The sequence below is a fragment of the Auritidibacter sp. NML120636 genome, assembly GCF_003185945.1.
Taxonomy (GTDB): Bacteria; Actinomycetota; Actinomycetes; order Actinomycetales; family Micrococcaceae; genus Auritidibacter; species Auritidibacter ignavus.
Window position 1 is genome coordinate 12911 of the sequence record NZ_QHLO01000017.1, and the last position, 25413, is coordinate 38323.

Here is a 25413-nt window from a genome sequence, read left to right on the forward strand (position 1 = left end):
TCTTTCACTGTGCGGTGCAATATGGCTGGCGGTAGGTCAGGGCAGGGCGCTGAACAGACAGAGTCCAGGTCACGACTACATGCGGAAGACTCCGAAACCGGTGGGTGGCAGATCGGGCTGACGGCACACGTCCAGCGCCATCGCCAGAACCCGACGTGTATCGCGCGGGTCAATGATTCCGTCATCCCACAGTCGCGCACTGGAATAATACGGTTGGCCCTGGGCTTCGTAGCTGGCCTTGATGGGTGCGGTGAACTCAGCCTCTTCTTCGGCCGACCATTCGGTGCCGGCGGCCTCGTGCTGGTCCCGCTTGACCGTAGCAAGCACACCGGCAGCCTGGTCGGCGCCCATCACCGAGATCCGGGCATTGGGCCACATGAACAAAAACCGTGGCGAATATGCCCGTCCACACATCGAATAGTTCCCGGCGCCAAAAGACCCACCGATGACCACGGTGATTTTAGGAACCCGTACGGTGGAGACCGCCGTGACCATTTTGGCCCCGTTTTTGGCGATGCCTCCGTGTTCATAATCCTTACCGACCATGAATCCGGAAATATTTTGCAGAAAGATCAGTGGGATGCCACGTTGGTCGCATAATTCGATGAAGTGAGCTCCCTTGAGCGAGGATTCAGAGAAGAGAATCCCGTTATTGGCTACAATCCCCACCGGGTGACCTTCGAGTCGAGCGAAGCCGGTGACCAGCGATGTCCCGTAATCGGGTTTGAACTCGTGGAACGAATCCCGATCAATGACGCGGTCGATGACCTGGTAGGCATCAAAGGCCTGATTCAGATCCTGCGGGATGATCCCGGCTAACTCGTCGGGGTCCGCCGCAGGGGCGCTCGCGGTGATTTTCTGCCAGGCCCGGGGATGCGGAGGAGGTAGCGTCGCGACAATATTGCGAATGATCTGTAACGCGTGGTCATCGGATTCGGCGATGTGATCGGCTACTCCGGAGGTCTTCGTATGGACCTCGGCGCCGCCCAGCTCCTCGGCACTGACTTGTTCACCCGTAGCTGCTTTCACCAGGGGCGGACCACCCAAGAAGATCGTGCCCTGGTTGCGGACAATCACCGACTCATCACTCATGGCCGGCACGTAGGCCCCACCTGCCGTACATGAGCCCAGCACCGCCGCTAATTGTGGGATCTTCTTCGCCGACATCGTGGCTTGGTTGAAAAAGATCCGGCCGAAATGCTCGCGGTCGGGGAAGACCTCATCCTGCATCGGCAGATAGGCACCGCCGGAGTCCACCAAGTAAATACAGGGCAATTCGTTCTCTAATGCGATGGTTTGGGCACGCAGGTGCTTTTTGACCGTCAGCGGGAAATAGGTACCCCCCTTGACCGTAGAATCATTGCAGACCACCATCACCGGTCGTGCGTGAACCAGTCCGATGCCGATAATAATTCCTGCTGACGGAGCTTGATTATCGTAGACATCCCAGGCCGCCAGCGCACCAATTTCCAAAAAGGGGCTGCCATCGTCGAGCACGCGGGTTACGCGATCCCGTGGGAGCATGCGACCACGATCCAGATGGCGTTGCCGGGCCTTCTCTGACCCGCCTCGGCGCACCCTTGCCAGTCTCTGGCGCAATTCGTCCCAGAGTCCGTGGTGAAACGCAGCGTTGGCCTGAAACTGTTCAGATCGAGTATCGACCGGGCTACTGACCTCCGCCATGGGACCTCCTGCGACAAATTGGGTTAATCGCCATTCACTGAATCTTAGGATAGTGATATGATTCACATTTGTCTAGATGGCGGATCTCTGCAGTGAGAAAGTCCCGTAAAGGAGTCACGATGACCACTGAAATTCAGGGGCAACGAACCCGTCGAGCCCAAGATAAAGCCCGCCGGCGACAGTCGCTGCTAGATGCCGCGGCGCGATTATTCGCAGCTCATGGGTATGCGCAAGTGTCCCTGGCTGACGTGGGGGCCGAAGTCGGTGTGACAGCGCAGGCGATCTATCGTCACTTCGATTCCAAGCAACATCTGTTGGGCCAAGTGTTGGTCGATGTGAGTCGAACCCTGTTGGAAGGTGGCCGGTGGATTCAAAGTCATTATCCGGATCCGACGCCCCAGCTGGATGAGCTCATTAGTTTTCATGTGCGCTTCGCTTTGGATGCGCCGGAGGTGATTCGGATTCAAGACCAAGAAATGGCGCAGTTGGCCAATGAGGATCGACAACAGGTTCGTCGGACACAGCGAGAGTATGTTCGCATCTGGTCGCAGGCTCTGGCTCAGTTACACCCCGCTGATACGACCAAGGAGATTCGCACGCGGGTCTACGGGATTTTTGGGCTGATTAACTCCACGGCGCACTCGCTCACTGGCGGCTACCGGGCTCAGCGAGCTGACCAGCGACTGGCGCACCTGTTGGCCGTGATGGCGCATGAATCGGCTCATGTGGGGCAGTCGCCTCTCCCAAGGAGCTGTTATTGTGATTTATGACACATGCTGGTACCTTGGCGTCATTAGAACACCGATCTGGTCGCCAGATCCAGGATGATCAGGAGCCCCCGATGACCGAGTTGCTGACGCTGTCTCATGCTATTGGCCCCCGCGATGTCGCGCTGTTGGAAACCACTATTTTTGACAACCTGAAGGACACCGTCGAAAGATTTCCCGATCGTGAAGCTCTCGTCGATGTAGTGCAGGGTAAACGCTGGACCTACGCAGAATTCCACACCGCCGTCCGTGGTCTCGCCACCGGGTTGTACCGTGCGGGAATTCGTCCCGGAGAACGAGTCGGGATTTGGGGAACTAACCGCTGGGAATGGACCATGACCCAGTACGCCACCGCAGAGATCGGGGCGATTCTGGTCAACATTAATCCCTCCTATCGCCAACACGAACTCAACTACGTCGTCCAGCAAGCCGGCATCACCTCGGTGATTTCCTCCGAAGCGTTGCCGAAGAGCAATTACCCCGCGATGCTGAACCGCGCCGAAGAAGAGCTGGGAGACTTCCAGGTCAAGATCATCATGACCACTGAGTCCTGGGCTCAGGTCTACGACACCGTGGCCGACGCGGAACTGCTGGCCGCGGTCCAGTCTGGGCTCGGCCCCGACGACCCGATTAATATCCAATACACCTCGGGAACTACCGGCTTTCCGAAAGGGGCCACCCTGACCCACCGTAATATCCTCAATAACGGCTACTTTGTGGGCGAAACCATCAACTACACCGAGCACGACCGGGTGTGCATTCCGGTGCCGTTCTATCACTGTTTCGGAATGGTGATGGGCAATCTCAACTGCACCACCCACGGGGCGACAATGGTTATCCCAGGCATGTCTTTTGATCCTGTAGCCGTGTTGCGAGCGGTTGAACAAGAACGGTGCACTGCCCTCTACGGGGTGCCGACCATGTTCATCGCCGAGCTGGCGCTGGCGAGGTTCTCAGAATTTGATCTCTCCAGCCTGCGGACCGGACTCATTGCCGGATCGCCCTGTCCCGAAGAAGTAATGCGCAAAATCATGGGACAGATGCATATGGAAGAAATCTCCATTTGCTACGGCATGACCGAGACATCCCCGGTCTCGACCCAAACCCGGCCTGACGATACGGTGAACCGGCGGGTGTCTACCGTCGGTCGCCCCGGCCCCCACGTCGAAACCAAGATTATCAACCCGGCCACCGGAAAGACGTTACCGATTAACCAGGATGGCGAAGTCTGCACCAAAGGTTACTTGGTGATGCAGGGGTACTGGAATCAGCCTGAAAAAACCGCTGAGGTGCTGGATGACCAAGGATGGATGCGGACCGGTGACCTGGGGCGAATGGATGAACACGGCTACGTCAAAGTAACCGGTCGGCTCAAAGACATGGTGATTCGTGGCGGTGAGAACATTTATCCACGGGAGATTGAAGAATTTCTTTACACGCACCCCGATATTCTGGACGCTCAAGTCATTGGTGTGCCCGATGAGAAATATGGTGAAGAATTGATGGCCTGGGTTCAACTCCGCGAAGATGCCGAACCGTTGACCGCCACGCAATTGCGCGAATTCTGTGTCCCTCATCTCTCCAGCTACAAAATCCCCCGGTACGTTCACCTGGTGAAGGAATTCCCCACCACGGTGACGGGGAAAGTGCGCAAGATCGAGATGCGGGAACAAGCCAAACAACTCCTGGCTGATCACCAGGTTGATGATTCTCGTGCCGTGCTGTGAGCAGGGTCTCAGGTTCGCTAAGATACGAACTGTTAGACGGACGTTCAACACGCAGACTGCACGAATCTGAGGAGAAGATCCCGCATGACTAGTTCGGTGATTATTTCAGGTGCCCGCACCCCGATGGGGCGTCTGCTGGGCTCGTTGTCCAGCATTCCGGCTCATCAGCTGGGCGCCGTGGCTATCCGTGGCGCACTAGAAAAGGGTGGCGTAGACCCCACTAGCGTCGACTACGTCATCATGGGACAGGTCATTCAGGCAGGCGCCGGACAGAACCCGGCCCGCGGAGCTGCCATCGCTGCTGGGATTTCCCCATCCGTTCCTTCGATCACCATCAACAAGGTCTGCTTGTCGGGGCTCAATGCTGTGGCAACCGCTGATCAGCTGATCCGCGCCGGTGAAGCAGAGGTCGTCGTGGCCGGTGGCATGGAGTCGATGTCCTTGGCCCCGCATCTGTTGCCCAAGTCCCGGACCGGAGTCAAATTCGGCGATACAGCACTGGTGGATTCGATGGCTTACGATGCGCTGTATGACCAGGCCACCGAACAGGCCATGGGAGCACTGACTGACTCCTGCAACCTCGGAGAATTCGAAGTGTCCCGTCAGGATCAAGACCGTTTCGCCGCTACCTCGCACCAACGGGCTGCCGCCGCCCAGCAGAACGGGATCTTCGATGACGAAATCATCAGCGTTCAGGTACCCCAGCGAAAGGGGGAGCCAATGGTGGTTTCCCAGGACGAGGGCATTCGCCCCGAGACTACCCCGGAGTCGCTGAGCAAGCTACCCCCGGCATTCGGCAAGGACGGCTCCATTACCGCCGGCACTGCCTCACAGATCTCTGACGGGGCCGCCGCCTTGGTGGTGATGTCTCAGCAGAAGGCCGAAAGTCTCGGTCTGCAGTGGATTGCTGAAGTTGGCGCTCACGGTATGGTGGCCGGCCCCGATTCATCGTTGCAGGCACAACCCGCCAACGCCATCTCGAAAGCATGTGCCAAGGAAGGTCTGACAACCGAAAACCTTGACCTGGTGGAAATTAATGAGGCTTTCGCCGCGGTGGGGCTCGTCTCTGCGCGACAACTCGGCGTCAGCGAGAAGATCGTCAACGTCAACGGTGGGGCCATCGCCTTGGGGCACCCGGTCGGAATGTCCGGCGCACGCCTGGTGCTCACCCTGGCTTTGGAACTGGGCCGCCGTGGCGGTGGCGTGGGTGCGGCCGGTTTGTGTGGTGGCGGTGGTCAGGGCGACGCCCTGATTCTGCGCGTCAGCGCCTAAGCCGGCACAGGATTGAGCCAGGGCTCGAGGCTCAGGGCCGCACCGGAGCGCGTCGTCGGTAACCGCCATCGGTAAGGCCGGCGGCGCGTTCAAAAATATTGCCATTAGCTGTGTCCCCATAACGGTACAGTGACCACAACACCGCCAGCCCGTAGAGCGGTAGGAAGGGCAAACCTAGGCATAACGCCCACTGCGTCGCATGGCGTGATTCATGGGTCAGAAGTGCGGATGAGAGCCGCACTCCGGGACGGACCAGCACCACGTTGCCCAGGGTGATACACCCGCCGGAAGGCCATGGCCACCGATAGTTCATCGCCAGCATTAACCGATCGGGACCGGGCAGAAGTGTGGTCCCGGCAATAACCGCCACAATCAAGCCCAGCACCGTCGAGAGGTTAAGCAGATTGAACGTCGCGCGAAACATGATCTGTAATTTACCCGAGAAGATTTATCTGTGACTCCCCCTGATCATCTTCCTCGGGAGCTCTAGGATAGCGGTGTAGTCCATGTCATAGACCACGTCGTACTCAATCCACTGAGCGCAGACCATCGAAAGAGTACTCGGGGGAGGACACCCCATGACGAACGTTATTCCCGAACACGCCATCGAAGAAGAAGTCACCATTACCAAAGATAACGGCGAACCGTTGGTGGTGACTCGTTTCAGCAACCCGGATGGGTCGCAGCCTCGTGCCGCAGTGATCATTTCCCCGGCCATCGCGGTCCAGGCCAGGTTCTATCGGCGCTTCGCCGGGTGGCTGACGACCCACGGGCTTGTGGCCTACTTGTACGATCACCAGGGGTATGGAGGCTCTTCCCGTGGGCCGTTGAAAGATGTCACCGCGGATTTTCTCACCTGGGCCCAGGACCCCGGAGCAGTTGTTGATTACGTCGCCGAGCACGAGACAGTTCCGGTGCGATGGCTTGGCCACAGCCTTGGTGGACAAATGCTCGCCTTTGCCCGACACGAGCATCTAGAAGCTGCCACCATCGTCTCGGCCGGAACCGGATATTGGAAATACTGGCAGCACTATGGTGCCGGAGTACTGTTGCCGCCGGTGATGTGGTATCTCTTGGCTCCGGTCGCCGTGCGAACTGTCGGCTACTTCCCGGGAAAGAAGTTGGGCATCCTCGGTGATATCCCACCGCAGGTGATGAGACAGTGGGGGAGGTGGTGCACTATGCCTCGCTACATGCTGACCGAATATCCGGAACTGGCCAAAAAATTTGCGGGCTATACCGGACCACTTACCTTTATCACCTTCGCCGATGACCGCACGATGCCCTTACCGGCCAGCCTGTCGTTGATGAGCTGGTATTCCCGGGCTGACCTGGAACATCACCATTATCATCCACAGGATTTAGGACAAGAGCGCATCGATCATATGGGGATTTTTAAAACACACAATGCTCCATTGTGGCAGCAAATCTTTGCCGATATTATTTCCTGATAAATCCTATTCCTGAGAGCAACGGTCCTTAACTGTTGGAAAGCTGGATGGTTCACTGTACTATTTCAAGTATGAACACACTCGCAAAGAAACGCGCCAGCTTGAGCCTGGGCCTGATCGCTGTTGCCAGTTTGTCGTTGACCGCTTGTGGCGGACCGCCATCGGTGTCCGAGGTTAAAGCGGATGCGGTGGAGCATTTCCAAAATGCCGAATCCGCGCGTGTTGACGTTGAGGGGACAAGCTCAGAAGAGCTCGACTTCGGCTTTGGAGACGTAACCGGGTACTTTGAAGGTTTCTCGGAAACCGGTGACATGCGAGGTGAGCTGAAGTCCGAGGAACATGGCTTCACCGTTGAGATGCTGGTCGTCGACAACTCGACCTACATCAAGGGTGACGATAACTTCTGGAACTACTTCGATAGCACCGGCATGGTCGCCTCCACTCTGGATACCTCGAAGTGGATCGATACCGGAACGGTTGATGAACAAGATTTCTCTGCCTTTACCGAGGAGTTCCGGGAGACTCTGGAAAGTATGCCTGACGAGGACGTGGCCGTCGAAGAGGCCGAGCTTGATGGGGAAGAGGCCTATAAGTACTCCGGTGAAGATACCGAGGGGGAACCGATCGACCTGTACTTCAACACCGATAACCAAGTGATTCGTGGTGAATCTCAGGCTGAGGGCGGGGAAACCACCATGGACTTCTCCGCCTATGGCGAAGTGGAGGAGATCACTGCTCCTGATGCGGATGAAATTCTCGATATCCCTGGAGCTCCCGGCAGTTTCTAACCGCAGTTAGACAATATCCTGCATGGCTGATCCGGAGTCGACTCGCCGTGGCGCCTCGACTCCGGATCAGTGTTTAACCAGACCATTCCGAGACCGAGACCTTCTCGGTGTGCCGAGGGAGTAGCAAAAGCCCCTAAACTAGATGAGGGTCGAAGACCCATCCGTAACAGTCGAATCTAGGTGAAGGCGTGTGCCCATGACAGATCGTTCATCAGCTAACGATGACCAGCTGATCTCGCCGGCCGACCAAGATGCGGTCGACCGTGCTGTGGCTGAAGCTCTCGAAGCCTTCGAAGCAGCGGGATCACTCGACGAGCTCAAAGTAGCTCGTCTTGCTCACACCGGAGAAAAATCTCCGCTTACGCTGGCCAATAAGCAGATCGGTAGCTTGGACAAATCTGAGAAAGCAGCCGCCGGCAAGCGCATGGGGCAAGCTCGAGCTCAGGTTAATAAGGCGTTGGCTGCACGTACCGAAGTGCTCGAAGCTGACCATGAACAGCAGGTGTTGCTGGAAGAAACCGTAGATGTCACCACCGCGGTGCGTCGTCGTCGCCTCGGAGCCCGCCACCCGCTCAACGTGCTCCAAGATCGAGTCTGCGACATCTTTGTCGGGATGGGATGGGAAATCGCCGAAGGTCCCGAAGTGGAATCCGAGTGGTTCAACTTTGACGCGCTGAACTTCTTACCGGACCACCCAGCCCGGGAAATGCAAGACACTTTCTTTATTGATCCTCCCGAAGATCACTTGCTGTTGCGGACTCATACCTCTCCGGTTCAGGTCCGGGCACTCATCGAACGCGGAGCTCCCACCTACGTGCTGTGCCCCGGCAAAACCTTCCGCACCGATGAGCTAGACGCCACGCACACGCCGGTTTTCCATCAGTTCGAAGGACTGGCCGTGGACAGCGGGCTGACTATGGCAGACCTGCGTGGCACCCTGGAATACTTCGCCCGCGTCATGTTTGGTGACGAGGCAGCCATCCGGTTGCGCCCCAACTACTTCCCCTTCACCGAGCCCAGTGCGGAAATGGACATTTGGCACCCCGGTGCCAAAGGAGGCCCACAGTGGATTGAGTGGGGTGGGTGTGGCATGGTGCACCCCAACGTCTTGCGGGCAGCTGGTGTCGACCCTGATGAATATTCCGGATTCGCCTTCGGCATGGGTGTGGAACGCACCCTGATGTTTCGGAATGATGTTGCCGACATGCACGACATGATTGAAGGCGACATTCGCTTTTCTCAACAGTTTGGATTGGAGATCTAAGGTATGCGGATTCCACTTTCTTGGCTTCGTGAATTCACCCAGCTTCCCGCTGGCGCTACTGCCGAAGATCTCATGGCCGATCTGGTCAGCGTTGGACTCGAAGAGGAAGACGTGCACCGTCCCCTCGATGAGCTGTCCGGACCGATTGTGGTCGGCAAGGTCTTGGACAAAACCCCGGAAGAACATTCCAACGGCAAAACCGTCAACTGGTGTCACGTCCAGGTCGTGCCCGACGGAGCCAGCCAAACTCTGGAAGGCGAGGGCATCGCAGTCGATGGCGTCCAGGGCGTGATCTGCGGAGCACACAATTTCGAGCCCGGAGACAAAGTTGTCGTCACCCTGCCGGGAGCCGTCCTTCCCGGTGATTTCCGCATCTCCGCGCGGAAAACCTACGGTCATATCTCAGCCGGCATGATCGCCTCCGAGAAAGAACTCGGTCTGGGCGAAGGCCATGAGGGGATCATCGTGCTGGGGGACTGGGGGTTGGACCCAGAGCCCGGTACCGATGTGATCGAGCTACTAGGCCTCGATGACGAAGCCGCCGAAATTAACGTCACCGCTGACCGGTCCTACGTTCTTTCCCTGCGTGGTGTCGCTCGCGAGTACGGTCACGCCACCGGGACCACGAGTATCGACCCGGCAGAATCCGTGCACCCTCCTGTGCCCAACGATTCCGGGTATCCGGTCGTGCTGGACGATCAGGCACCGATCCACGGCAACCCGGGAGCAACCCGTTTTGTGACCCGCACCGTAACTGGCGTGGATACTACCGGTGCGACTCCGGTGTGGATGGCACAACGACTGCGACTGGCTGGCATTCGTTCGCTGTCGTTGCCGGTGGACATTTCCAACTATGTCATGCTGGAGATGGGACAGCCCCTGCACTTTTACGATCGTGACCGGCTGAACGGCGCTCTGCGCGTTCGGCGTGCCGCGTCCGGAGAAACGCTCGAAACCCTCGACGGCAAGACCCGCACACTGGATCCCGAAGACCTGTTGATCGCTGACGACTCCGGTCCGATCGGGCTGGCCGGCGTGATGGGTGGTTTGGCCACCGAAGTGACCGAACAAACCACCGATATTGTGATCGAGTCTGCCCATTTCGATCAGGTTTCTGTCGCCCGGACCAAGCGTCGCCACAAGCTCCCCTCAGAAGCCTCGCGTCGCAACGAGCGCGGTGTGGACTGGGAGATTTGCGACGAAGCCGCCGAACGCGCCGTCCAGCTCCTCGTGGAACTGGCCGGTGGTGTTGCTGATGAGGGTGTCACCGATATCGGCGAACGTCCCGAGCCGACCGTCGTTGAGATGGCAGCTGACTTCCCAACCCAACGCATCGGGTACGAGTTCACCACCGAGCAGATTGACGAGGTGTTGGAACAGATTGGGTGCAAGGTCACCCAGCATTCCGATGAACAGTCTGGCACCACCTACCGGGTCACCGTCCCATCCTGGCGGTTTGATCTGACCATTGCCGAAGACCTGACGGAAGAAATTGCTCGCCTGGTTGGCTACGACAAGATCCCATCACGGTTGCCCGTAGCACCGGCCGGGCGTGGTTTCACCCCGCGTCAGCGGCTGCGTCGCAACGTATCGGAGACCCTGGCGGCTTCGGGACTTGTGGAAGTCCTGTCGTATCCCTTCGTGGCTGAGTCGGACAACCGGTTCTTTGGTTCCGCCGACGAGCAGGTCGGTGCCCAACAACAGATGGTACATCTGGCCAATCCGCTTTCTGCCGAGCTGGGATGGTTACGCACTTCGATGTTGCCCGGTTTGGTGACCACCTTGCACCGCAACATATCTCGCGGTTTCAAAGACGTGGCGCTGTTTGAAACCGGCTTGGTGTTCCACCCGGAGGCCTCCTCGGACGCCGTGTCGGAGATTCCCGGCGTCGGTGTCCATCCCGCACCCGAGGTATTGGAACGCATCGTCAACAGCGTGCCCCACCAACCTCACTACGTGGCTGCGGTGTTCGCCGGTCACGCGGCAACACCCGGACCGGGCTTCGAACCGACCCCCTACGACTGGGAAGACGCCATCGGTACAGCCCTGAACATTGCCGATGCCGTCGGTGTGGCGTTAGAGGTTCGTCAGGGCGCCCATCAGGCCTTCCATCCCGGCCGTTGCGCTGAATTGGTCACCGCCAGTGGATCCGTGCTCGGTTATGCCGGCGAGTTGCTCCCCAAATACGTCCAGCAACAACACCTGCCAGAACGTGTCGCGGCAGTGGAACTGGACCTGGATCGGTTGCTCGATGAGGTCCCCGAGGTAGTGGAAGCCCGTGCAGTCAGCCCCTATCCTGCGGTCACTCAAGACGTGGCGTTGGTGGTGGATGAAGCCATGCCGGCTGCCCAGGTGAAGCGTGTGTTGGAGGAGGCCGCCGGTGAGCTCTTGGAAGAGATCGCCCTCTTCGACGTCTACCGTGGCGCCGGAGTGGAGCACGGCAAGAAGTCCCTGGCCTTCAATTTGCGGTTCCGGGACCACCACAAAACACTCACCAATGATGAAGCCTCTGAAGTGCGGTTGGCTGCCGTGGCTCGCGCGGAACAAGAGTTAGGAGCGCACCTACGATGAGCGACCCAGACCCGTGGGAACTCGAACGTGAGGTACCGCCCAGCGACGAGGACCGCAAACGGGGTCAGATCCAACGGATTGCCGTCGGCGTGATCGCGCTGGTCGTCATCGCCGGGCTACTCTACGCCACGATTTCGGGGCTGTTCGTCTAAATCAGCCAGATCGGCTCATGGGCCGATGCCCCCGGGACGCGGTGAGCCCCGCGGTGATGAGAGACTACACCGTCAACACGGTCTTGCCCGTCGTCTGACGAGACTCCAAAGCGGTATGTGCGCCTCCCACCTCGGACAGTGGCACGGTTTGGTCGATTCGCAAGGTCAACCAGCCCTGCTCGAGTCCATCGAAGAGTTCGCGGGCTCGAGAGGCAGTTTCCTCGGCTGTGGCGGTGTAGTGGCTCAGGGCCGGACGCGTGATGTACAGCCCGCCGGCGGAGTTCAGCCGTTGCAGATCAAAGGGCGGTACTTGCCCCGAAGCTCCACCGAAGAGCACCATCATGCCACGAACCTTCAGCGCCTCCAAAGAGCCGTCGAAGGTTGAGGCTCCGACACCGTCATAGACGACATCGACACCGCGACCACCGGTAACTTCAGCAATCTCTTCCGCGAAATTCTCGTAGTCGAAACAGTGCTCTGCTCCAGCTTGGCGGGACAGTTGCCTCTTTGCATCGGTGGAGGCAGTGGTGTAAACGGTAGCGCCCCAATGCACACACAACTGGGTGAGTAACAACCCCACGCCACCAGCGCCAGCATGGATGAGAACCGCATCACCGGGGGCAACGGGGAATGTCGAACGAGCGAGATAATGAGCGGTCAAGCCCTGCAGAGGTAATGCAGCTGCGGTGACCAAATCCATCGCATCGGGCACGGGTAATAACTGGGAAGCAGGGGCCACAAAGTGCTCGGCATAGGTGCCCCGACCTGCGGCGGTAGCCACCCGCTGCCCGAGGGCCACGTCGGTGACGTCCTCTCCGAGAGCCACCACGGTCCCGGCGCCTTCGGTGCCCGGGATAAAGGGGTAGTCCACCGAGTACACGCCGGAACGTTGATAGGTCTCAATGAAGTTGAGCCCCACAGCGGCCGTGGTGATCAGGACTTCTTCGGGGCCGGGGGCGGGGACAGAGGTTTCAGACCATGAGAAGTTTTCCACGCCACCGGCATCGGAGACGATAGCGGCGTGGTGGGTGGTGGGGATCTCAAAATGTTCCATAGTCACTACGCTAATCGACAGCTTCTGAGAAATCAGTCACAAAAGACATGACACGTACTGAATGCATAAATATGTCACAGAGTGCATAATCGGGTGATGGTGACGTAGGCTGGCCCCTATGTGTATTTCTGTAGCCGTTTCGGGTGCCTCCGGATACGCCGGTGGCGAAGTGTTGCGCCTGCTAGTCAATCATCCCGAAGTGACCATTGGAGCCATCACCGCCCATTCCAACGCGGGACAGCGACTCGGCGAACTCCAACCCCACTTGATTCCCTTAGCTGATCGGGTCTTGGAAGAGACCACGGCCGAGGTTTTATCTGGTCACGATGTGGTGTTCCTGGCACTGCCACATGGCGCCTCGGGCGAGATTGCAGCCCAGCTACCAGAGAACACCCTGGTCATCGATGCCGGCGCTGATCACCGCCTGACATCTGAACAAAGCTGGGAGAAATTCTACGGAACCGATTACGCCGGACACTGGCCCTATGGTCTGCCAGAACTACCGGGTCAACGCGAGATGCTACGGGGAACTCGGCGGATTGCCGTACCCGGTTGCTATCCGACCTCGAATTTGCTGGCCCTGAGCCCCGGGTTCAGTGCTGGACTGTTGGAAACCTCCGATGTGGTCATCGTGGCTGCCTCCGGTACGTCCGGGGCCGGGAAATCGCTGAAACCTCATTTGCTGGGTTCGGAAGTGATGGGGTCGATGAGCCCCTATGGGGTGGGCGGCGTGCACCGGCATACTCCAGAAATTGAGCAAGGATTGACCTGGGCTGCCGGTGAGCCGGTGCAGGTGTCCTTCACCCCGACGCTGGCGCCCATGGCCCGCGGGATCCTGACCACCGCTACCGCTCGGCTCCGGACGGGAGTCTCGGCGACCTCGGTCAGGCAGGCGTGGGAACAGGCTTATGCTGACGAAGCGTTCGTGCATGTGTTGCCCGAAGGACAGTGGCCAGCTACCGCTATGGTGGTGGGTTCGAATCATGCGGTGATGCAACTGGCTGTTGATGAGCACGCCCAGCGCGTGATTGTCAGTTGTGCGATCGATAACCTCACCAAAGGCACTGGCGGTGGTGCAATTCAATCGATGAATATTGCCCTGGGACTTGAGGAGTCCCGTGGACTGACCCAGACAGGAGTTTCCCCGTGAGCGTAACACAAGCCAAAGGGTTCCGGGCCGCCGGTGTTGCCAGCGGTATTAAAGAATCCGGGGCAAAAGACCTGGCCGTTATCATCAACGACGGACCCGATCAGCAGGCGGCTGGAGTTTTTACCTCCAATAAGGTCAAAGCCGCTCCGGTGAAGTGGTCCCTAGAGGCGCTGAAATCCAGTGGGTATCAGGCCGATGCGGTGGTGCTCAACTCCGGTGGTGCAAATGCCTGCACTGGAAAGATTGGCGACCAAGACGCCTCTGACACCGCGCAACGAGCCGCTGAGTTGTTGGACACAGTTGCCGACCGAATTCAGGTGTGCTCGACCGGGCTCATCGGCGAACGGCTGAAGATCCGGGAACTCGTGGACGGTCTTGACCTGGCACTGGACAGCGCGAGTGTTGCGGGAGGCGATGATGCCGCCGAAGCCATCATGACCACCGATACCCGCTCCAAGACTGCGGTGGCCACCACTACCACCGGATACCACATCGGTGGCATGGCTAAAGGGGCTGGAATGATTGCGCCCGGGATGGCCACGATGCTGGCGGTGATTACCACCGATGCCCAGCTCGAGGCCGGCCAATTACAGAGCATGTTGCAACAGGCAGTGGCTCTCAGCTTTAACCGTGCCGATTCGGACGGGTGTATGTCGACCAACGACACCGTGTTATTGCTGGCCAACGCCGCCAGCGGGGTTAGACCCGATCCAGCAGAGTTCCAGGCCGGGCTCAACGAGGTCTGCGCCCTATTAGCTCGCCAGATTATCGCGGATGCCGAAGGTGCCCAGCATGATATTGCCGTCACCGTCGTCAACTCCAGCACCGTGGCCGAAGCTGAGACAATCGCCCGGGCCGTGAGTCGCTCCAACCTTTTCAAGACTGCCATCTACGGCCAGGACCCGAACTGGGGTCGCGTGATCTCGGCGGTGGGTACCGTCGACGGTGATTACGATCCCGATCAGATCGATGTCACCATCAATGGCATCCAGGTTTGCCGGGCCGGGGGCATGGGCGAGGACCGCTCTTTGGTCGATCTCTCCCCACGCGAGGCACGGGTGATCATTGACCTCCACGCCGGTGAACACACCGCTACTATCTGGACTAACGATCTGACCTACGACTATGTTGCGGTCAACGCCGAATACTCGTCCTGAATCCCGCTAGCGCACCAGCCTTTCTTGTATTTTTTTGCTGCCCCATGACCGATGACGAAAGGTCCCTTCTCGTGACCGAAGATGTGCAAGCCCATCGCCACGACCGCCGGATTGCTGCCCAAAAATCCCAGGTGCTTATTGAAGCCTTACCCTGGATTCGCGGTTTTTCTGGAACCACTGTGGTGGTCAAATACGGTGGCAATGCGATGGTGTCGGAATCCCTTCGGCAGGCTTTCGCTGAAGACATTACCTTCTTGCACCACGCCGGCATCCATCCAGTGGTGGTTCACGGTGGTGGCCCTCAAATCAACGCGATGCTGGACCGGCTGCAGATTGATTCCGAATTTCGAGGAGGATTGCGGGTCACCACCGAGGAATCCATGCAGGTCGTGCGTATGGTGCTGACCGGTCAGGTGGGCCGAGATCTGGTGGGCTTGCTGAATTCTCGTGGCCCCTACGCCATGGGCTTGTCCGGTGAAGACGCCGCGATCTTCCGGGCCCGCCGTCGGAAGGTAAAAATCGAGGGCGAATCAGCCGATCTGGGACTGGTCGGGGAGATCGACCACGTTGCTCCGGGAGCGATCCAGACCATCATTGACTCCGGACATATCCCAGTGATCTCCTCGGTCGCGCCCGAGTTCGACGACAACGGAGAGCCTACCGGCCAGGTCCTCAACATCAATGCCGATACCGTAGCCACCGCTGTCGCGGTAGCCTTGGGTGCCTCTAAGCTATTGATTCTCACGGATGTGGAAGGGCTTTATAGCAACTGGCCAGATCGCGACTCCCTGGTGTCCACCATCGGAGTCAGCGCTCTGAAGGAGTTGCTCCCCACGCTGGAATCGGGCATGATCCCGAAGATGAGCGCCTGCGTCGAAGCCGTCGAAGCCGGAGTTCCCCAGGCTCACATCGTAGACGGTCGGGAAGAACACTCGATGCTGTTGGAGATCTTCACCTCCGCTGGAGTCGGCACCCAGGTACTTCCCGACGACCACCCAGAAGTTCTTACCCTCAACACCACAGGAGGCCACTGATGACGGACCCGGATTCCACTCATCCCGACTCCATGCAACGGGACTACTTGCAGCGTTATCAGCAGACCGTCACCGGAGTTTTTGGCACCCCGCAACGGGTGCTGGTGCGTGGTCGTGGGGCAACCGTCTGGGATGCAGACGGTGCAGAATACCTGGATCTGCTCGGCGGAATTGCCGTGAACATTCTCGGTCACGCCCATCCGCGGATCCTGGCCGCCCTGTCGGCGCAAGCGGCAACTTTGGGCCACATCTCCAACCTGTTTACCTCACCGGCTCAGGTTGAGCTGGCTGAAAAACTCCTCGAGTTAGCCCAGGCGCCCGACGGGTCCGTGTTCTTCTCGAACTCCGGTTCTGAAGCAAATGAAGCCGCCCTGAAAATTGCTCGCGCCTACGGCAAACAGCTCAGCGAGCACAAGACCCGCATCATCTGCGTGGAGCAGGCCTTCCACGGTCGTACCCTAGGGGCGGTGAGTGTCACGGCTAGGCAGGCCTACCGGGATCCTTTCGAGCCGCTGCTACCGGCGATCACTCGAGTGCCTGCCGGCGATCTCGACCAGATGGTAGCCGCTGTCGATGAGACGGTGGCTGCGGTGTTGATCGAACCGGTTCAAGGCGAATCCGGGGTCCACGGGTACCCGGCCGGATACCTTGCTGCGGTGCGCGACCTATGCGATCGATATGGCGCGCTATTGATCTTCGACGAGGTGCAATCCGGGTCTGGACGCACCGGAACCTGGTTCGCTTATCAAAATCCGGCCGTGACTGGGCAAAAACGTCCTGTGGTGCCCGATGTGATGACCTTGGCCAAATCTCTGGGCGGAGGATTCCCGATCGGGGCGACGGTGTGTCTGAACAAGGCCACCTCGATGGCACTGAGCGCCGGTCAACACGGCACCACCTTCGGTGGCAACCCGCTAGCCTGTGCGGTAGCCCTGGAGGTCCTGCACACCCTGGAAGAGGAGAACTTGCTGGAGCGGGCCCAGGCCATCGGGCGCTCCATGGCCACACATCTCACCGAGATCGAGGGGATCGAGACTGTGCGCGTCTACGGCGCCTGGGCCGGGATCGATGTGTCGATACCCGACCAGCCAGCCGACCAGCCACGCCCCGCCCGGGACGACCTCAACACACCGCACCTGGCGGCTCGAGTCGTCACGGCTGCCGCCGAGGCAGGTTTTCTCATCAACGCCACCTCGCCAACCACGTTGCGGTTGGCCCCCAGCCTGGTGGTCACTGACGAGCAGCTGGACTCGTTCTACCAGCGGCTCCCCGCGCTTGTCGCGACAGCCGGCCAGAATCACACCCGGTAGACCGCTACCGCGTCACCGCAGGAGACAAGAAAAGAGACATGATGAGTACAACACCGACTACCGCCACCACGCAGGAAGCAGGTGCCGGGGTGCGTCACTTTCTGATCGACACCGATCTGAGTCCCGAAGAACAAGCCGAAGTTCTCCAGCTCGCCCAGCAGATCAAGGCCGAACCGTATCGTCACCGCCCGTTGTCCGGCCCCCAGACCGGGATTGTGATGTTTGACAAAACCTCAACCCGTACTCGGATCTCTTTTGCCGCCGGGATCGCCGAATTGGGCGGTCACCCGCTGGTGATCAACCCGGGCGAGTCCCAGTTGGGTCATAAAGAAACCATCGCTGATTCTGCTCGCGTGTTTGAACGTATGGTGTCGGTGGTCATCTGGCGCACCTATGCTCAGGCCGGGCTGGAGGAACTGGCCGAATACTCTCATATACCGGTGGTCAACGCTCTGACCGATGATTACCACCCCTGCCAAATCCTGGCGGACCTGCAAACGGTGATCGAGCACAAAGGTCGTGCCCGTGGGCTGACCCTGGCCTACCTGGGGGATGCCGCCAACAATATGGCGAACTCCTACCTGCTCGGCGCAGCGACCGCAGGCATGCACGTTCGGGTCGCCGGTCCCGAAGGATATGTTCCCCGCACCGAGATCGTGCAGGCAGCTCAGCAACGAGCTAATCACACCGGCGGGTCGGTGACTGTCACACACGACCCTGCAGAGGCGCTGTACGGTGCCGACGTGGTAGTTACCGATACCTGGATCTCCATGGGCTACGAGGAAGAGAAAGCACAGCGCCTGAGCGTCTTGAGCGACTACACGGTCGATCAGGCGGCCATGGCTCAGGCCGCTCACGATGCGATCTTCCTGCACTGTCTGCCGGCCTACCGCGGTGTAGAAGTAGCAGCCGAGGTGATCGATGGGCCTCAGTCGGTCGTTTTTGATGAAGCCGAAAATCGGCTACACGCTCAGAAAGCTCTGGTGGCCTGGTTACTCTATGCCTCGGGGCGGGCTGATATTCCTGCAGATGTGTCCCTTCCGGAAGCGCACCGATCGGCTCAGCGACTGGGCAGAAGCGTTTAGGTCAGTCTCATGGACAAACGTGCTAGCACACCGCGCAGTAAACCCAACACGCCGGGCACTAAGACGGCTCGGCAGGCCCACATCCGGTCTCTGTTGGCCGACTATCCGGTCAGTTCCCAGGCTCAATTGCGGGCCATGCTCGCCCAGCAGGGAGTGGAGGTCACTCAGGGCACGCTCTCCCGTGATCTGGTCGAACTCGGCGCCTCCCGGGCCCGGGACGCCGGGGGAGAACTGGTGTATGTGGTTCCGGACCTGGGGCCTGACGCCGATGCGCAGCAGCGCTCGCAGAACGCGCAGACCGGTGATCTAGAGCAGACACCGTTGAGTGGCCCTCGAGCCAAAGCGCTGGCGCGGCTGGCTGGGCTCTGTCGGGAGCTGTTGGTCTCCGCCGAGGCCTCCGGGAACTTAGTGGTGGTCCGCACCCCGCCAGGAGCCGCACAATTTTTGGCCTCCTGCATTGACCAGGCGCGACTGGACGAGGTGCTAGGTACCATTGCCGGCGATGATGCGATTCTCGTGATCGCCCGTGAAACTACGACCGGTCATCGACTCGCCACGATGTTCTTGAATATGGCCGGTGGCCAGCTCGGCGAATAGCGGGCGCTCCGAGGGCTAGCGTTGGTGCTGGTCCAGCACGTCCTTCATAGCGGGCAGGTCCATGAACTCTACGGTGGCTCGTGCTGACTGGGCACCCAGCTCAGGGTCCGCACCGGCCTCGAGTAGTTGTTGGACCAGGCCTTTGTCCTGCAGGAATACCGCGCAGGTCAGTGCGGACTGACCCCGCTGATTCGTGGCGTTGACATCCGCACCGCGTTCCAGCAGGGCGCTGACCACCTCGGGCTGGTTGCGGTAGGTCGCCAGAATCAGGAACGTATCACCATTGGCATTGGCGAGATTGACCGGGATCCCTTGATCAATCGCCGAAGACAGCATCTGGACTTTCCCCTCGCGAGCCGCATCGAACAGCGTATGCAGAAACTCGATCTGCTCGTCACTCAACTGGGGTTCGGGACCGGAATGTTCCGGGGTCGGTGTTGCAGAATCAGCCATGGTCCCACTCTAGAACACCCTGCCGGTGGCTTGAAGTCGCCCGTAGACCGATGATCTCTCCCAGCGTGTTTCTTCAGACCACAAAGTCGCTAAAGTGGAGGTGGTAACTTTTTGATTCATCCGACACAGTTCTGAGGGGACAACACACACGCATGAGCGGTTCCTCCACATCTCCAGGCCAACCCGCACCGCGCCACGGCACCAATCAAGGGTCGCTGTGGGGAGGGCGATTCTCCGGTGGCCCCAACCAAGCCGTGGCAGCGCTGAGTAAATCCACCGACTTCGACTGGCGACTGGCCCGCTACGATATCGCCGGTTCGCGTGCCCACGCCCGCGTGTTGTACCGTAGCGGGTTGCTCACCGAGGACGAACTTGCCGGGATGCTCGAGGCCCTGGACACGCTGGAAGCCGATGTGCTTTCTGAAAAATTTCAGCCAGCCGAGACTGATGAAGACGTTCATGGTGCCCTGGAACGTGGACTGTTAGAACGCGCCGGCGAAGAACTGGGTGGAAAACTGCGAGCCGGTCGGTCGCGCAACGACCAAATTGCGACCATGGGCAGAATGTACCTGCGTGATCATGCCCGCATCATCGGTGGCCGGTTACAGACGGTCGTGCAAGCATTGGTTGATCAGGCAGAGTCCCACCCCTACGCGCCCATGCCGGGGCGTACTCACCTGCAGCACGCCCAACCGGTGTTGCTGTCCCACCACCTTTTGGCCCACGCCTGGGCGATGCTACGCGATCTGCAACGTCTGCAAGACTGGGATGTTCGCGCCGCGGTATCGCCCTATGGCTCCGGCGCACTGGCCGGGTCGACCCTGGGATTGGACCCCAATAGGGTTGCCACAGAGTTGGGATTTGATTCCGCGGTGTTCAATTCCATTGATGGTACCGCTGCTCGGGATATTTTCGCTGAATTCCTCTGGATCGTGGCCATGATCGGCATCGACCTCTCCCGAATCTCCGAAGAAGTGATCTTCTGGGCGACGAAAGAAGCCAATTTCGCCACCTTAGCTGATGCTTTCTCGACCGGCTCGTCCATCATGCCACAGAAGAAGAACCCCGACGTCGCTGAACTCGCCCGGGGTAAATCCGGACGGTTCATTGGTGATCTCACCGGCCTGTTGACCACGCTCAAAGGTCTGCCGTTGGCCTACAACCGGGACCTGCAGGAAGATAAAGAGCCCGTCTTTGACGCCGTGGACAACCTGGAAATCTTGTTGCCGGCGGTCTCTGGCATGATTGCTACCTTGGAATTCAATACCGAGAAGATGGCCGAACTGGCCCCGGAAGGTTTCGCGCTGGCCACCGATATCGCCGAATGGCTGGTCCGACGGGGCGTACCGTTCCGGGTTGCTCACGAGTTGTCTGGCGAAGCCGTCAAAATCGCCGAACGACGCGGAGTGGAACTCTGGGATCTCACCGATGAGGAGTTTGCCTCCGTCTCCGTACACCTCACTCCCGCAGTGCGGGAGGTGTTGACGACCCACGGGTCCCTCAGCGCCCGCAACGCCCAGGGCGGAACCGCCCCGGAGGCGGTGGCTCAACAGCTGGAAGAATTCAAAGCACAATTACATCGTGTCCGTGACTTCATCGACTCCAACCCCACCGGCCTGCTGTAGTCCAGTGCCGGTGAAACAGGTGACATATGCACGTTGATCAGTCCTGCTCCGACGCCCACGATCACCTTCCTGAAACCTACCGGGATGAACTCGCCCGGGAACAACGCTATGTTGAGCAGCTCTACGCTCGGCTTGACCAGCTACGCGCTGAAAAGCGGGAACAACTAGCCCGGGTGCGTAAATCCGGCGCGCAAGGATCCTTGCAGAACCAATCCGAGCGTGATGCCTTTGCCACCCAGTACGAGGACCGGATCGCTCAACTCGACGCCGTCGAAGATCGCCTGGTATTCGGCCGGCTTGACACCGAGAACGAGGACCCACGCTATATCGGACGGATCGGTCTGAGCTCGGCGGATCACTCCCGGCTACTGATCGACTGGCGCGCCCCGGAATCAGCTGCGTTCTACCAGGCCACCGCGCAGAACCGTGGGACGGTTCAACGACGCCGTCACCTGTTGATGTCACGCCGACGGGTCGTGGGCTTTGATGATGACGTGCTTGATGCAGATCTGGTCGATGAAGATATCCAGTATCGTTCCTCGGCATTGCTGAGTGCGGTCACCGCCCGGCGCACCGGACGCATGGGCGACATTGTGGCGACCATTCAAGCTGAACAAGATGAGATCATCCGGTCCCCGCTGTCCGGCGTCTTGGTGGTTCAGGGAGGCCCCGGGACCGGCAAGACGGCCGTGGCCCTGCACCGGGCTGCGTATTTGCTGTACACCCACCGGCAACGCTTGGAGTCCTCCGGCGTACTATTGGTGGGCCCCTCGGAAGCGTTCATGAATTACATTGACCAGGTGTTACCTTCCCTGGGCGAAAACGGTGTGGTGATGAGTTCTCTGGCGGAGCTGTATCCCGGGCTCAAGGCCGTTGCCGAAACCTCTCGGGACGTGGCTCGCATCAAAGGACGTGCGGTGATGGCTGACGTGATGCGCCACGCGGTCCAGGCCCGGCAACGCCGGATCACTACCCCGCGTGAGTTGAAGGTTGAAACCATTACGCTGACCCTGACACCCCAGGTCGTCGACGCTGCGCTGAAGAAAGCACGCCATTCCGGACTGGCCCACAACCAAGCCCGAGAAGTCTTCGTCAACGAGGTCGTCGACGTTCTGAGCGATCAGATGATCGCCGAACTTGCCGCCGGGTCCGCAGGCAAGAACGAGGCCGACCGGTCCTATGTGCCCACCGAAATCCGCCAGTCTGTGGACGTGCGGCGCATCCTGAACATGTGTTGGATGCCGTTGAGCCCAGAAAAAGTTCTCGACGAGTTACTGTCCACCCCGCGCCTACTCGTCGATGCGGCTTATATGCTCGACAACCACGAGTTGCTGGCGTTGCTCCGTGAACCCCACGCGCCTTTTACGGTCTCTGATGTGCCACTCTTGGATGAACTGGCTGAACTGCTCGGGGCGGTGGACGCCACTACCCGCGCGGTACAACGCGCCGAGCAACGTCAATACGAACGTGACCTCGCCAATGCTGAAGCAACGTTGGAGAATGTGCACCAGAGCCTGGAAGACCTCGGAGTCGATGGTGTCGTGACTGCCGAGGCCCTGGCCCGGTCACAAGGACCTCAGCACGTCCGGCGTAGCGCTGCTGAGCACGCTATCACCGATCGGGGCTGGACCTACGGGCACGTCATTGTGGATGAAGGTCAAGAATTGACCCCGATGCAGTGGCGGGTGCTGTTCCGCCGATGCCCGATCAAGTCTTTCACCATCGTTGGCGATATTGCGCAGTCCTCCAACGCCGACACCACCACGTGGCGGCAACGTCTGGAGCCCTTCGCGGATCAGGTGACCCGCGAGATGGAACTGAGCGTGAACTACCGAACACCGGCCACCATTGCCGACTTGGCCGCCGAAGTTGCCACCCGTCACGGGGCGAACATCTCCACTCCGAAAGCGCTTCGCGCCGGTGAGGACCGTCCACGTATTGATGTTGTTGGTGTCGGTGATCGAGACAGGCATCTGCATGAGGTGATTAATCGGTTGGCCACCGACCTGCCCGCGGCACTGATCGCCGTCGTGGTGCCCGAGGCACTTATCGACACGACCGGTCAGAACTTGTCCTCGGCCTTTCCTGAGCGCATCTGGTGGGGACAAGGACTCCGTCACGACCGGGATCTGGTCCTGGTGACAGCCTATGAATCCAAGGGACTCGAATACGACGCCGTGGTGATCGTCGAGCCCCAACAGATTGTGGCCGAAGCCGAGGGCTCGATCGGTGACCTCTACGTGGCCATGACCCGAGCCACCCAAATTTTACGGATGATCACCACCGACAGTCCCGAGGAGCTTCCCGCACCATTGGAACAACACTGTCACGCCGTTGAGACAGCCTGAGCTTAACTACTCCAAGCACTGACTGTGGGGAGGATGCACCAGAGTCCAGATAGAAACTGGTATGTTGTGGTGTGTGACTACTCCAGGTGAAATTTCCGTACCACAAGCCAATGATCCGTCCTTTGACAATATTTGGCAGGAGCTGAAGTGGCGAGGACTGGCACATGTCAGTACCGATGAACAAGCACTGGAAAAAGTGCTTGCTGGAGAACCCATCACCTACTATTGTGGCTTCGACCCGACAGCAGCGTCGCTTCATCTTGGGCACCTGGTTCAACTGCTGGTGATGCGCCGACTGCAGCTGGCGGGACACAAACCCCTGGCGTTGGTCGGAGGATTCACCGGACTGATCGGAGACCCGCGACAAACCACAGAACGGACTCTGAACGATAAGGCCCTCGTGGCCGAGTGGGTCAATTCTCTGCAAGACCAGGTTTCGAACTATTTGGAGTTCGACGCCGGGGACAATGCCGCCACCATGGTGAACAACCTGGACTGGACCGGGCAGCTTTCGGCCCTGGATTTCTTACGCGATATTGGTAAGTTCTTCCGCGTGGGAACCATGATCAAAAAAGAAATCGTAGCCAACAGACTCGAATCTGAAGAAGGCATCTCCTACACCGAGTTCTCCTACCAGATCTTGCAGGGCTACGACTTTCTGGAGCTCTACCGTCGTTACGGTTGCGTGCTACAAACCGGTGGTTCTGACCAGTGGGGAAACCTCACCTCCGGAACCGAGTTGGTCCGCAAAGTTGAAGGTCAACATGTCCACGCCTTCGGGACTCCGCTGATCACCAACGCGGACGGTACCAAATTCGGTAAATCTGAAGGCAATGCGATCTGGCTCGATCCTGAGATGTGTTCGCCCTACACCTTCTACCAGTTCTGGCTCAATACCGCCGATGCAGACGTGATCGACCGGTTGAAAGTCTTCACGTTCCTCACCCGGGATCAGATTGCAGACTATGAGACGAAGGTCAAAGAGCAACCACATTTGCGTGAGGCCCAGAAAATTTTGGCATGGTTGGTGACTAGTCTGGTGCACGGCGAAGAACAAACCCGACAGGTCATTGACGCTTCGGCTGCGCTCTTCGGCCGCGGCGAATTGGCTCAAATTGACGAGCAGACCTTAGCTGCGGCAGGGGCCGAACTACCACAGCCCGAGCCAGGAGCCCTGGACTCTTCCGCGCTCACCATAGTTGACTTGCTCGTTGCTACAGGCCTGGAAAAATCCAGGTCCTCGGCACGGCGAACCGTCAGCGATGGTGGCGCCTCCGTCAATAACGAGAAAATTCCCGACCCCGAAGAGCAGTTTGGGGCCGAAAAGGCCCTGCATGGGAAGTACCTCTTCGTGCGTCGAGGCAAGAAGAATCTAGCCTTCGTGGACCTCAGCGCGCTCTAGGGCGAAAGAACCAGCTGACTAGCCCCAACGTGAGAGCGGGGTCACAGAAAATAGTTTTCGCGCACACCGTCGCTATCAGCCTAAAATTGGCGGAATCATGCGGTAGAACCCGACGGTTCCGCCGATTTTGTTTTTTGCACGAGGTGTGTGTAAAGTATTCATTGCTGTCAGAGACCAAGCCCGCTGAACGAGCGGCCAAGAAGAGACAGCATCGAGAACAGAATTTGCAACGCAGAGAGATCATCTGCTAAGCTACGAATCCGGTTCTCTTCCACGTTGGGTTCGAATTCGCTTCTGAAAATCAGGTGAAGATCTGATTTGACGAGGTGAACATCGAGTGACTATCGTGGAAACCTTGAGAAATGGGAAGTTGAAAACCTCTTCTTCTGTTTCTACGAACGGTTGTTTGATAACTCGATAGTGTGCCAAGTTTGTTGATGCCAAATTTTTTTTGTTTGGTTGCCATGGCCTCTTTTTTGCCTCGTTGGTTTTGGGGTTGTGGTTTGGCCAGTGGTGGGTTTTT

The 25413-nt window shown here is 58.9% G+C and carries 22 protein-coding genes; 17 read left to right on the top strand and 5 right to left on the bottom strand.

Features of this window, described 5'->3' with window-relative positions; translation table 11 throughout:
• Positions 1-75: 75 nt before the first annotated feature.
• Positions 76-1683, bottom strand: coding sequence for a carboxyl transferase domain-containing protein (locus DCC25_RS10855; RefSeq protein ID WP_110101696.1), 1608 nt, complete (start codon positions 1681-1683; stop codon positions 76-78).
• Positions 1684-1802: 119 nt separating this feature from the next.
• Here DCC25_RS10855 and DCC25_RS10860 point away from each other — a divergent pair, with 119 nt between their 5' ends.
• From DCC25_RS10860 to DCC25_RS10870, 3 genes are all read left to right on the top strand, one after another.
• Positions 1803-2453, top strand: coding sequence for a TetR/AcrR family transcriptional regulator (locus tag DCC25_RS10860; protein WP_110099548.1), 651 nt, complete (start codon positions 1803-1805; stop codon positions 2451-2453).
• Positions 2454-2524: 71 nt separating this feature from the next.
• Positions 2525-4177 carry an AMP-binding protein gene (locus DCC25_RS10865; RefSeq protein WP_110101713.1) on the top strand — a complete coding sequence of 551 codons (1653 nt, stop codon included), beginning with the start codon at positions 2525-2527 and terminating at the stop codon, positions 4175-4177.
• An 84-nt stretch (positions 4178-4261) separates the two neighbouring features.
• A complete protein-coding gene (locus DCC25_RS10870; RefSeq protein WP_110101697.1) occupies positions 4262-5449 on the top strand; it encodes an acetyl-CoA C-acetyltransferase in 1188 nt (395 codons plus the stop codon).
• Positions 5450-5480: 31 nt separating this feature from the next.
• Here DCC25_RS10870 and DCC25_RS10875 read toward each other — a convergent pair whose 3' ends face one another.
• The gene (locus tag DCC25_RS10875; RefSeq protein ID WP_110101698.1) at positions 5481-5873 is read right to left on the bottom strand and encodes a hypothetical protein; all 393 of its coding nucleotides are present in this window, start codon (positions 5871-5873) and stop codon (positions 5481-5483) included.
• A gap of 154 nt (positions 5874-6027) precedes the next feature.
• On the opposite strand from DCC25_RS10875, the gene DCC25_RS10880 reads away from it, so the two are divergent.
• The 5 genes from DCC25_RS10880 to DCC25_RS11385 all read left to right on the top strand — a co-directional run bounded on the left by DCC25_RS10880 (position 6028) and on the right by DCC25_RS11385 (position 11675).
• A complete protein-coding gene (locus DCC25_RS10880) occupies positions 6028-6900 on the top strand; it encodes a serine aminopeptidase domain-containing protein (protein WP_110101699.1) in 873 nt (290 codons plus the stop codon).
• Between the two features lie 71 nt (positions 6901-6971).
• Positions 6972-7688 carry a hypothetical protein gene (locus tag DCC25_RS10885; RefSeq protein ID WP_110101700.1) on the top strand — a complete coding sequence of 239 codons (717 nt, stop codon included), beginning with the start codon at positions 6972-6974 and terminating at the stop codon, positions 7686-7688.
• A gap of 196 nt (positions 7689-7884) precedes the next feature.
• On the top strand, positions 7885-8952 hold the full coding sequence (gene pheS / locus DCC25_RS10890; RefSeq protein ID WP_110099543.1) for a phenylalanine--tRNA ligase subunit alpha: 1068 nt from the start codon (positions 7885-7887) through the stop codon (positions 8950-8952).
• Between the two features lie 3 nt (positions 8953-8955).
• On the top strand, positions 8956-11523 hold the full coding sequence (gene pheT, locus DCC25_RS10895; RefSeq protein ID WP_110101701.1) for a phenylalanine--tRNA ligase subunit beta: 2568 nt from the start codon (positions 8956-8958) through the stop codon (positions 11521-11523).
• Entirely contained in the window at positions 11520-11675 is a 156-nt protein-coding gene (locus DCC25_RS11385) for a hypothetical protein (RefSeq protein ID WP_158278436.1), read from the top strand. The genes pheT and DCC25_RS11385 overlap by 4 nt, the downstream gene beginning before the upstream one ends.
• Before the next feature lie 64 nt (positions 11676-11739).
• Here the strand turns inward: DCC25_RS11385 and DCC25_RS10900 are convergent, their stop codons facing one another.
• On the bottom strand, positions 11740-12729 hold the full coding sequence (locus tag DCC25_RS10900) for a quinone oxidoreductase (RefSeq protein WP_110101702.1): 990 nt from the start codon (positions 12727-12729) through the stop codon (positions 11740-11742).
• A gap of 118 nt (positions 12730-12847) precedes the next feature.
• Here DCC25_RS10900 and argC point away from each other — a divergent pair, with 118 nt between their 5' ends.
• The 6 genes from argC to DCC25_RS10930 are packed head-to-tail and all read left to right on the top strand — an operon-like array spanning position 12848 to position 19062.
• Positions 12848-13879, top strand: coding sequence for an N-acetyl-gamma-glutamyl-phosphate reductase (gene argC, locus DCC25_RS10905; protein WP_110101703.1), 1032 nt, complete (start codon positions 12848-12850; stop codon positions 13877-13879).
• Entirely contained in the window at positions 13876-15036 is a 1161-nt protein-coding gene (argJ, locus tag DCC25_RS10910; protein ID WP_110101704.1) for a bifunctional glutamate N-acetyltransferase/amino-acid acetyltransferase ArgJ, read from the top strand. The genes argC and argJ overlap by 4 nt, the downstream gene beginning before the upstream one ends.
• A gap of 44 nt (positions 15037-15080) precedes the next feature.
• Positions 15081-16070, top strand: a complete 990-nt coding sequence (gene argB, locus DCC25_RS10915) for an acetylglutamate kinase (RefSeq protein ID WP_110101705.1) — start codon at positions 15081-15083, stop codon at positions 16068-16070.
• Positions 16070-17380, top strand: a complete 1311-nt coding sequence (locus tag DCC25_RS10920) for an acetylornithine transaminase (RefSeq protein WP_110101706.1) — start codon at positions 16070-16072, stop codon at positions 17378-17380. Before argB ends, DCC25_RS10920 begins: the two co-directional genes overlap by 1 nt.
• A 38-nt stretch (positions 17381-17418) precedes the next feature.
• The gene (argF, locus tag DCC25_RS10925) at positions 17419-18465 is read left to right on the top strand and encodes an ornithine carbamoyltransferase (protein WP_233488079.1); all 1047 of its coding nucleotides are present in this window, start codon (positions 17419-17421) and stop codon (positions 18463-18465) included.
• A gap of 9 nt (positions 18466-18474) precedes the next feature.
• Positions 18475-19062 (top strand): arginine repressor, encoded by a 588-nt coding sequence (locus DCC25_RS10930; RefSeq protein ID WP_110101707.1) that lies wholly within the window; start codon positions 18475-18477, stop codon positions 19060-19062.
• A gap of 15 nt (positions 19063-19077) precedes the next feature.
• On the opposite strand, the gene DCC25_RS10935 is transcribed toward DCC25_RS10930, so the two are convergent.
• The gene (locus tag DCC25_RS10935; protein ID WP_110099535.1) at positions 19078-19515 is read right to left on the bottom strand and encodes an ankyrin repeat domain-containing protein; all 438 of its coding nucleotides are present in this window, start codon (positions 19513-19515) and stop codon (positions 19078-19080) included.
• A gap of 152 nt (positions 19516-19667) precedes the next feature.
• Between DCC25_RS10935 and argH the strand changes: the two genes are divergently transcribed.
• The 3 genes from argH to tyrS all read left to right on the top strand — a co-directional run bounded on the left by argH (position 19668) and on the right by tyrS (position 24890).
• A complete protein-coding gene (gene argH / locus DCC25_RS10940) occupies positions 19668-21140 on the top strand; it encodes an argininosuccinate lyase (protein WP_110101708.1) in 1473 nt (490 codons plus the stop codon).
• Positions 21141-21166: 26 nt separating this feature from the next.
• Positions 21167-23488 (top strand): UvrD-helicase domain-containing protein, encoded by a 2322-nt coding sequence (locus DCC25_RS10945; protein WP_110101709.1) that lies wholly within the window; start codon positions 21167-21169, stop codon positions 23486-23488.
• A gap of 73 nt (positions 23489-23561) precedes the next feature.
• The gene (gene tyrS / locus DCC25_RS10950; RefSeq protein WP_233488080.1) at positions 23562-24890 is read left to right on the top strand and encodes a tyrosine--tRNA ligase; all 1329 of its coding nucleotides are present in this window, start codon (positions 23562-23564) and stop codon (positions 24888-24890) included.
• Positions 24891-25191: 301 nt separating this feature from the next.
• Here the strand turns inward: tyrS and DCC25_RS11710 are convergent.
• The coding region (locus DCC25_RS11710) for a hypothetical protein (protein WP_221040956.1) at positions 25192-25413 on the bottom strand (222 nt) is incomplete at its 5' end.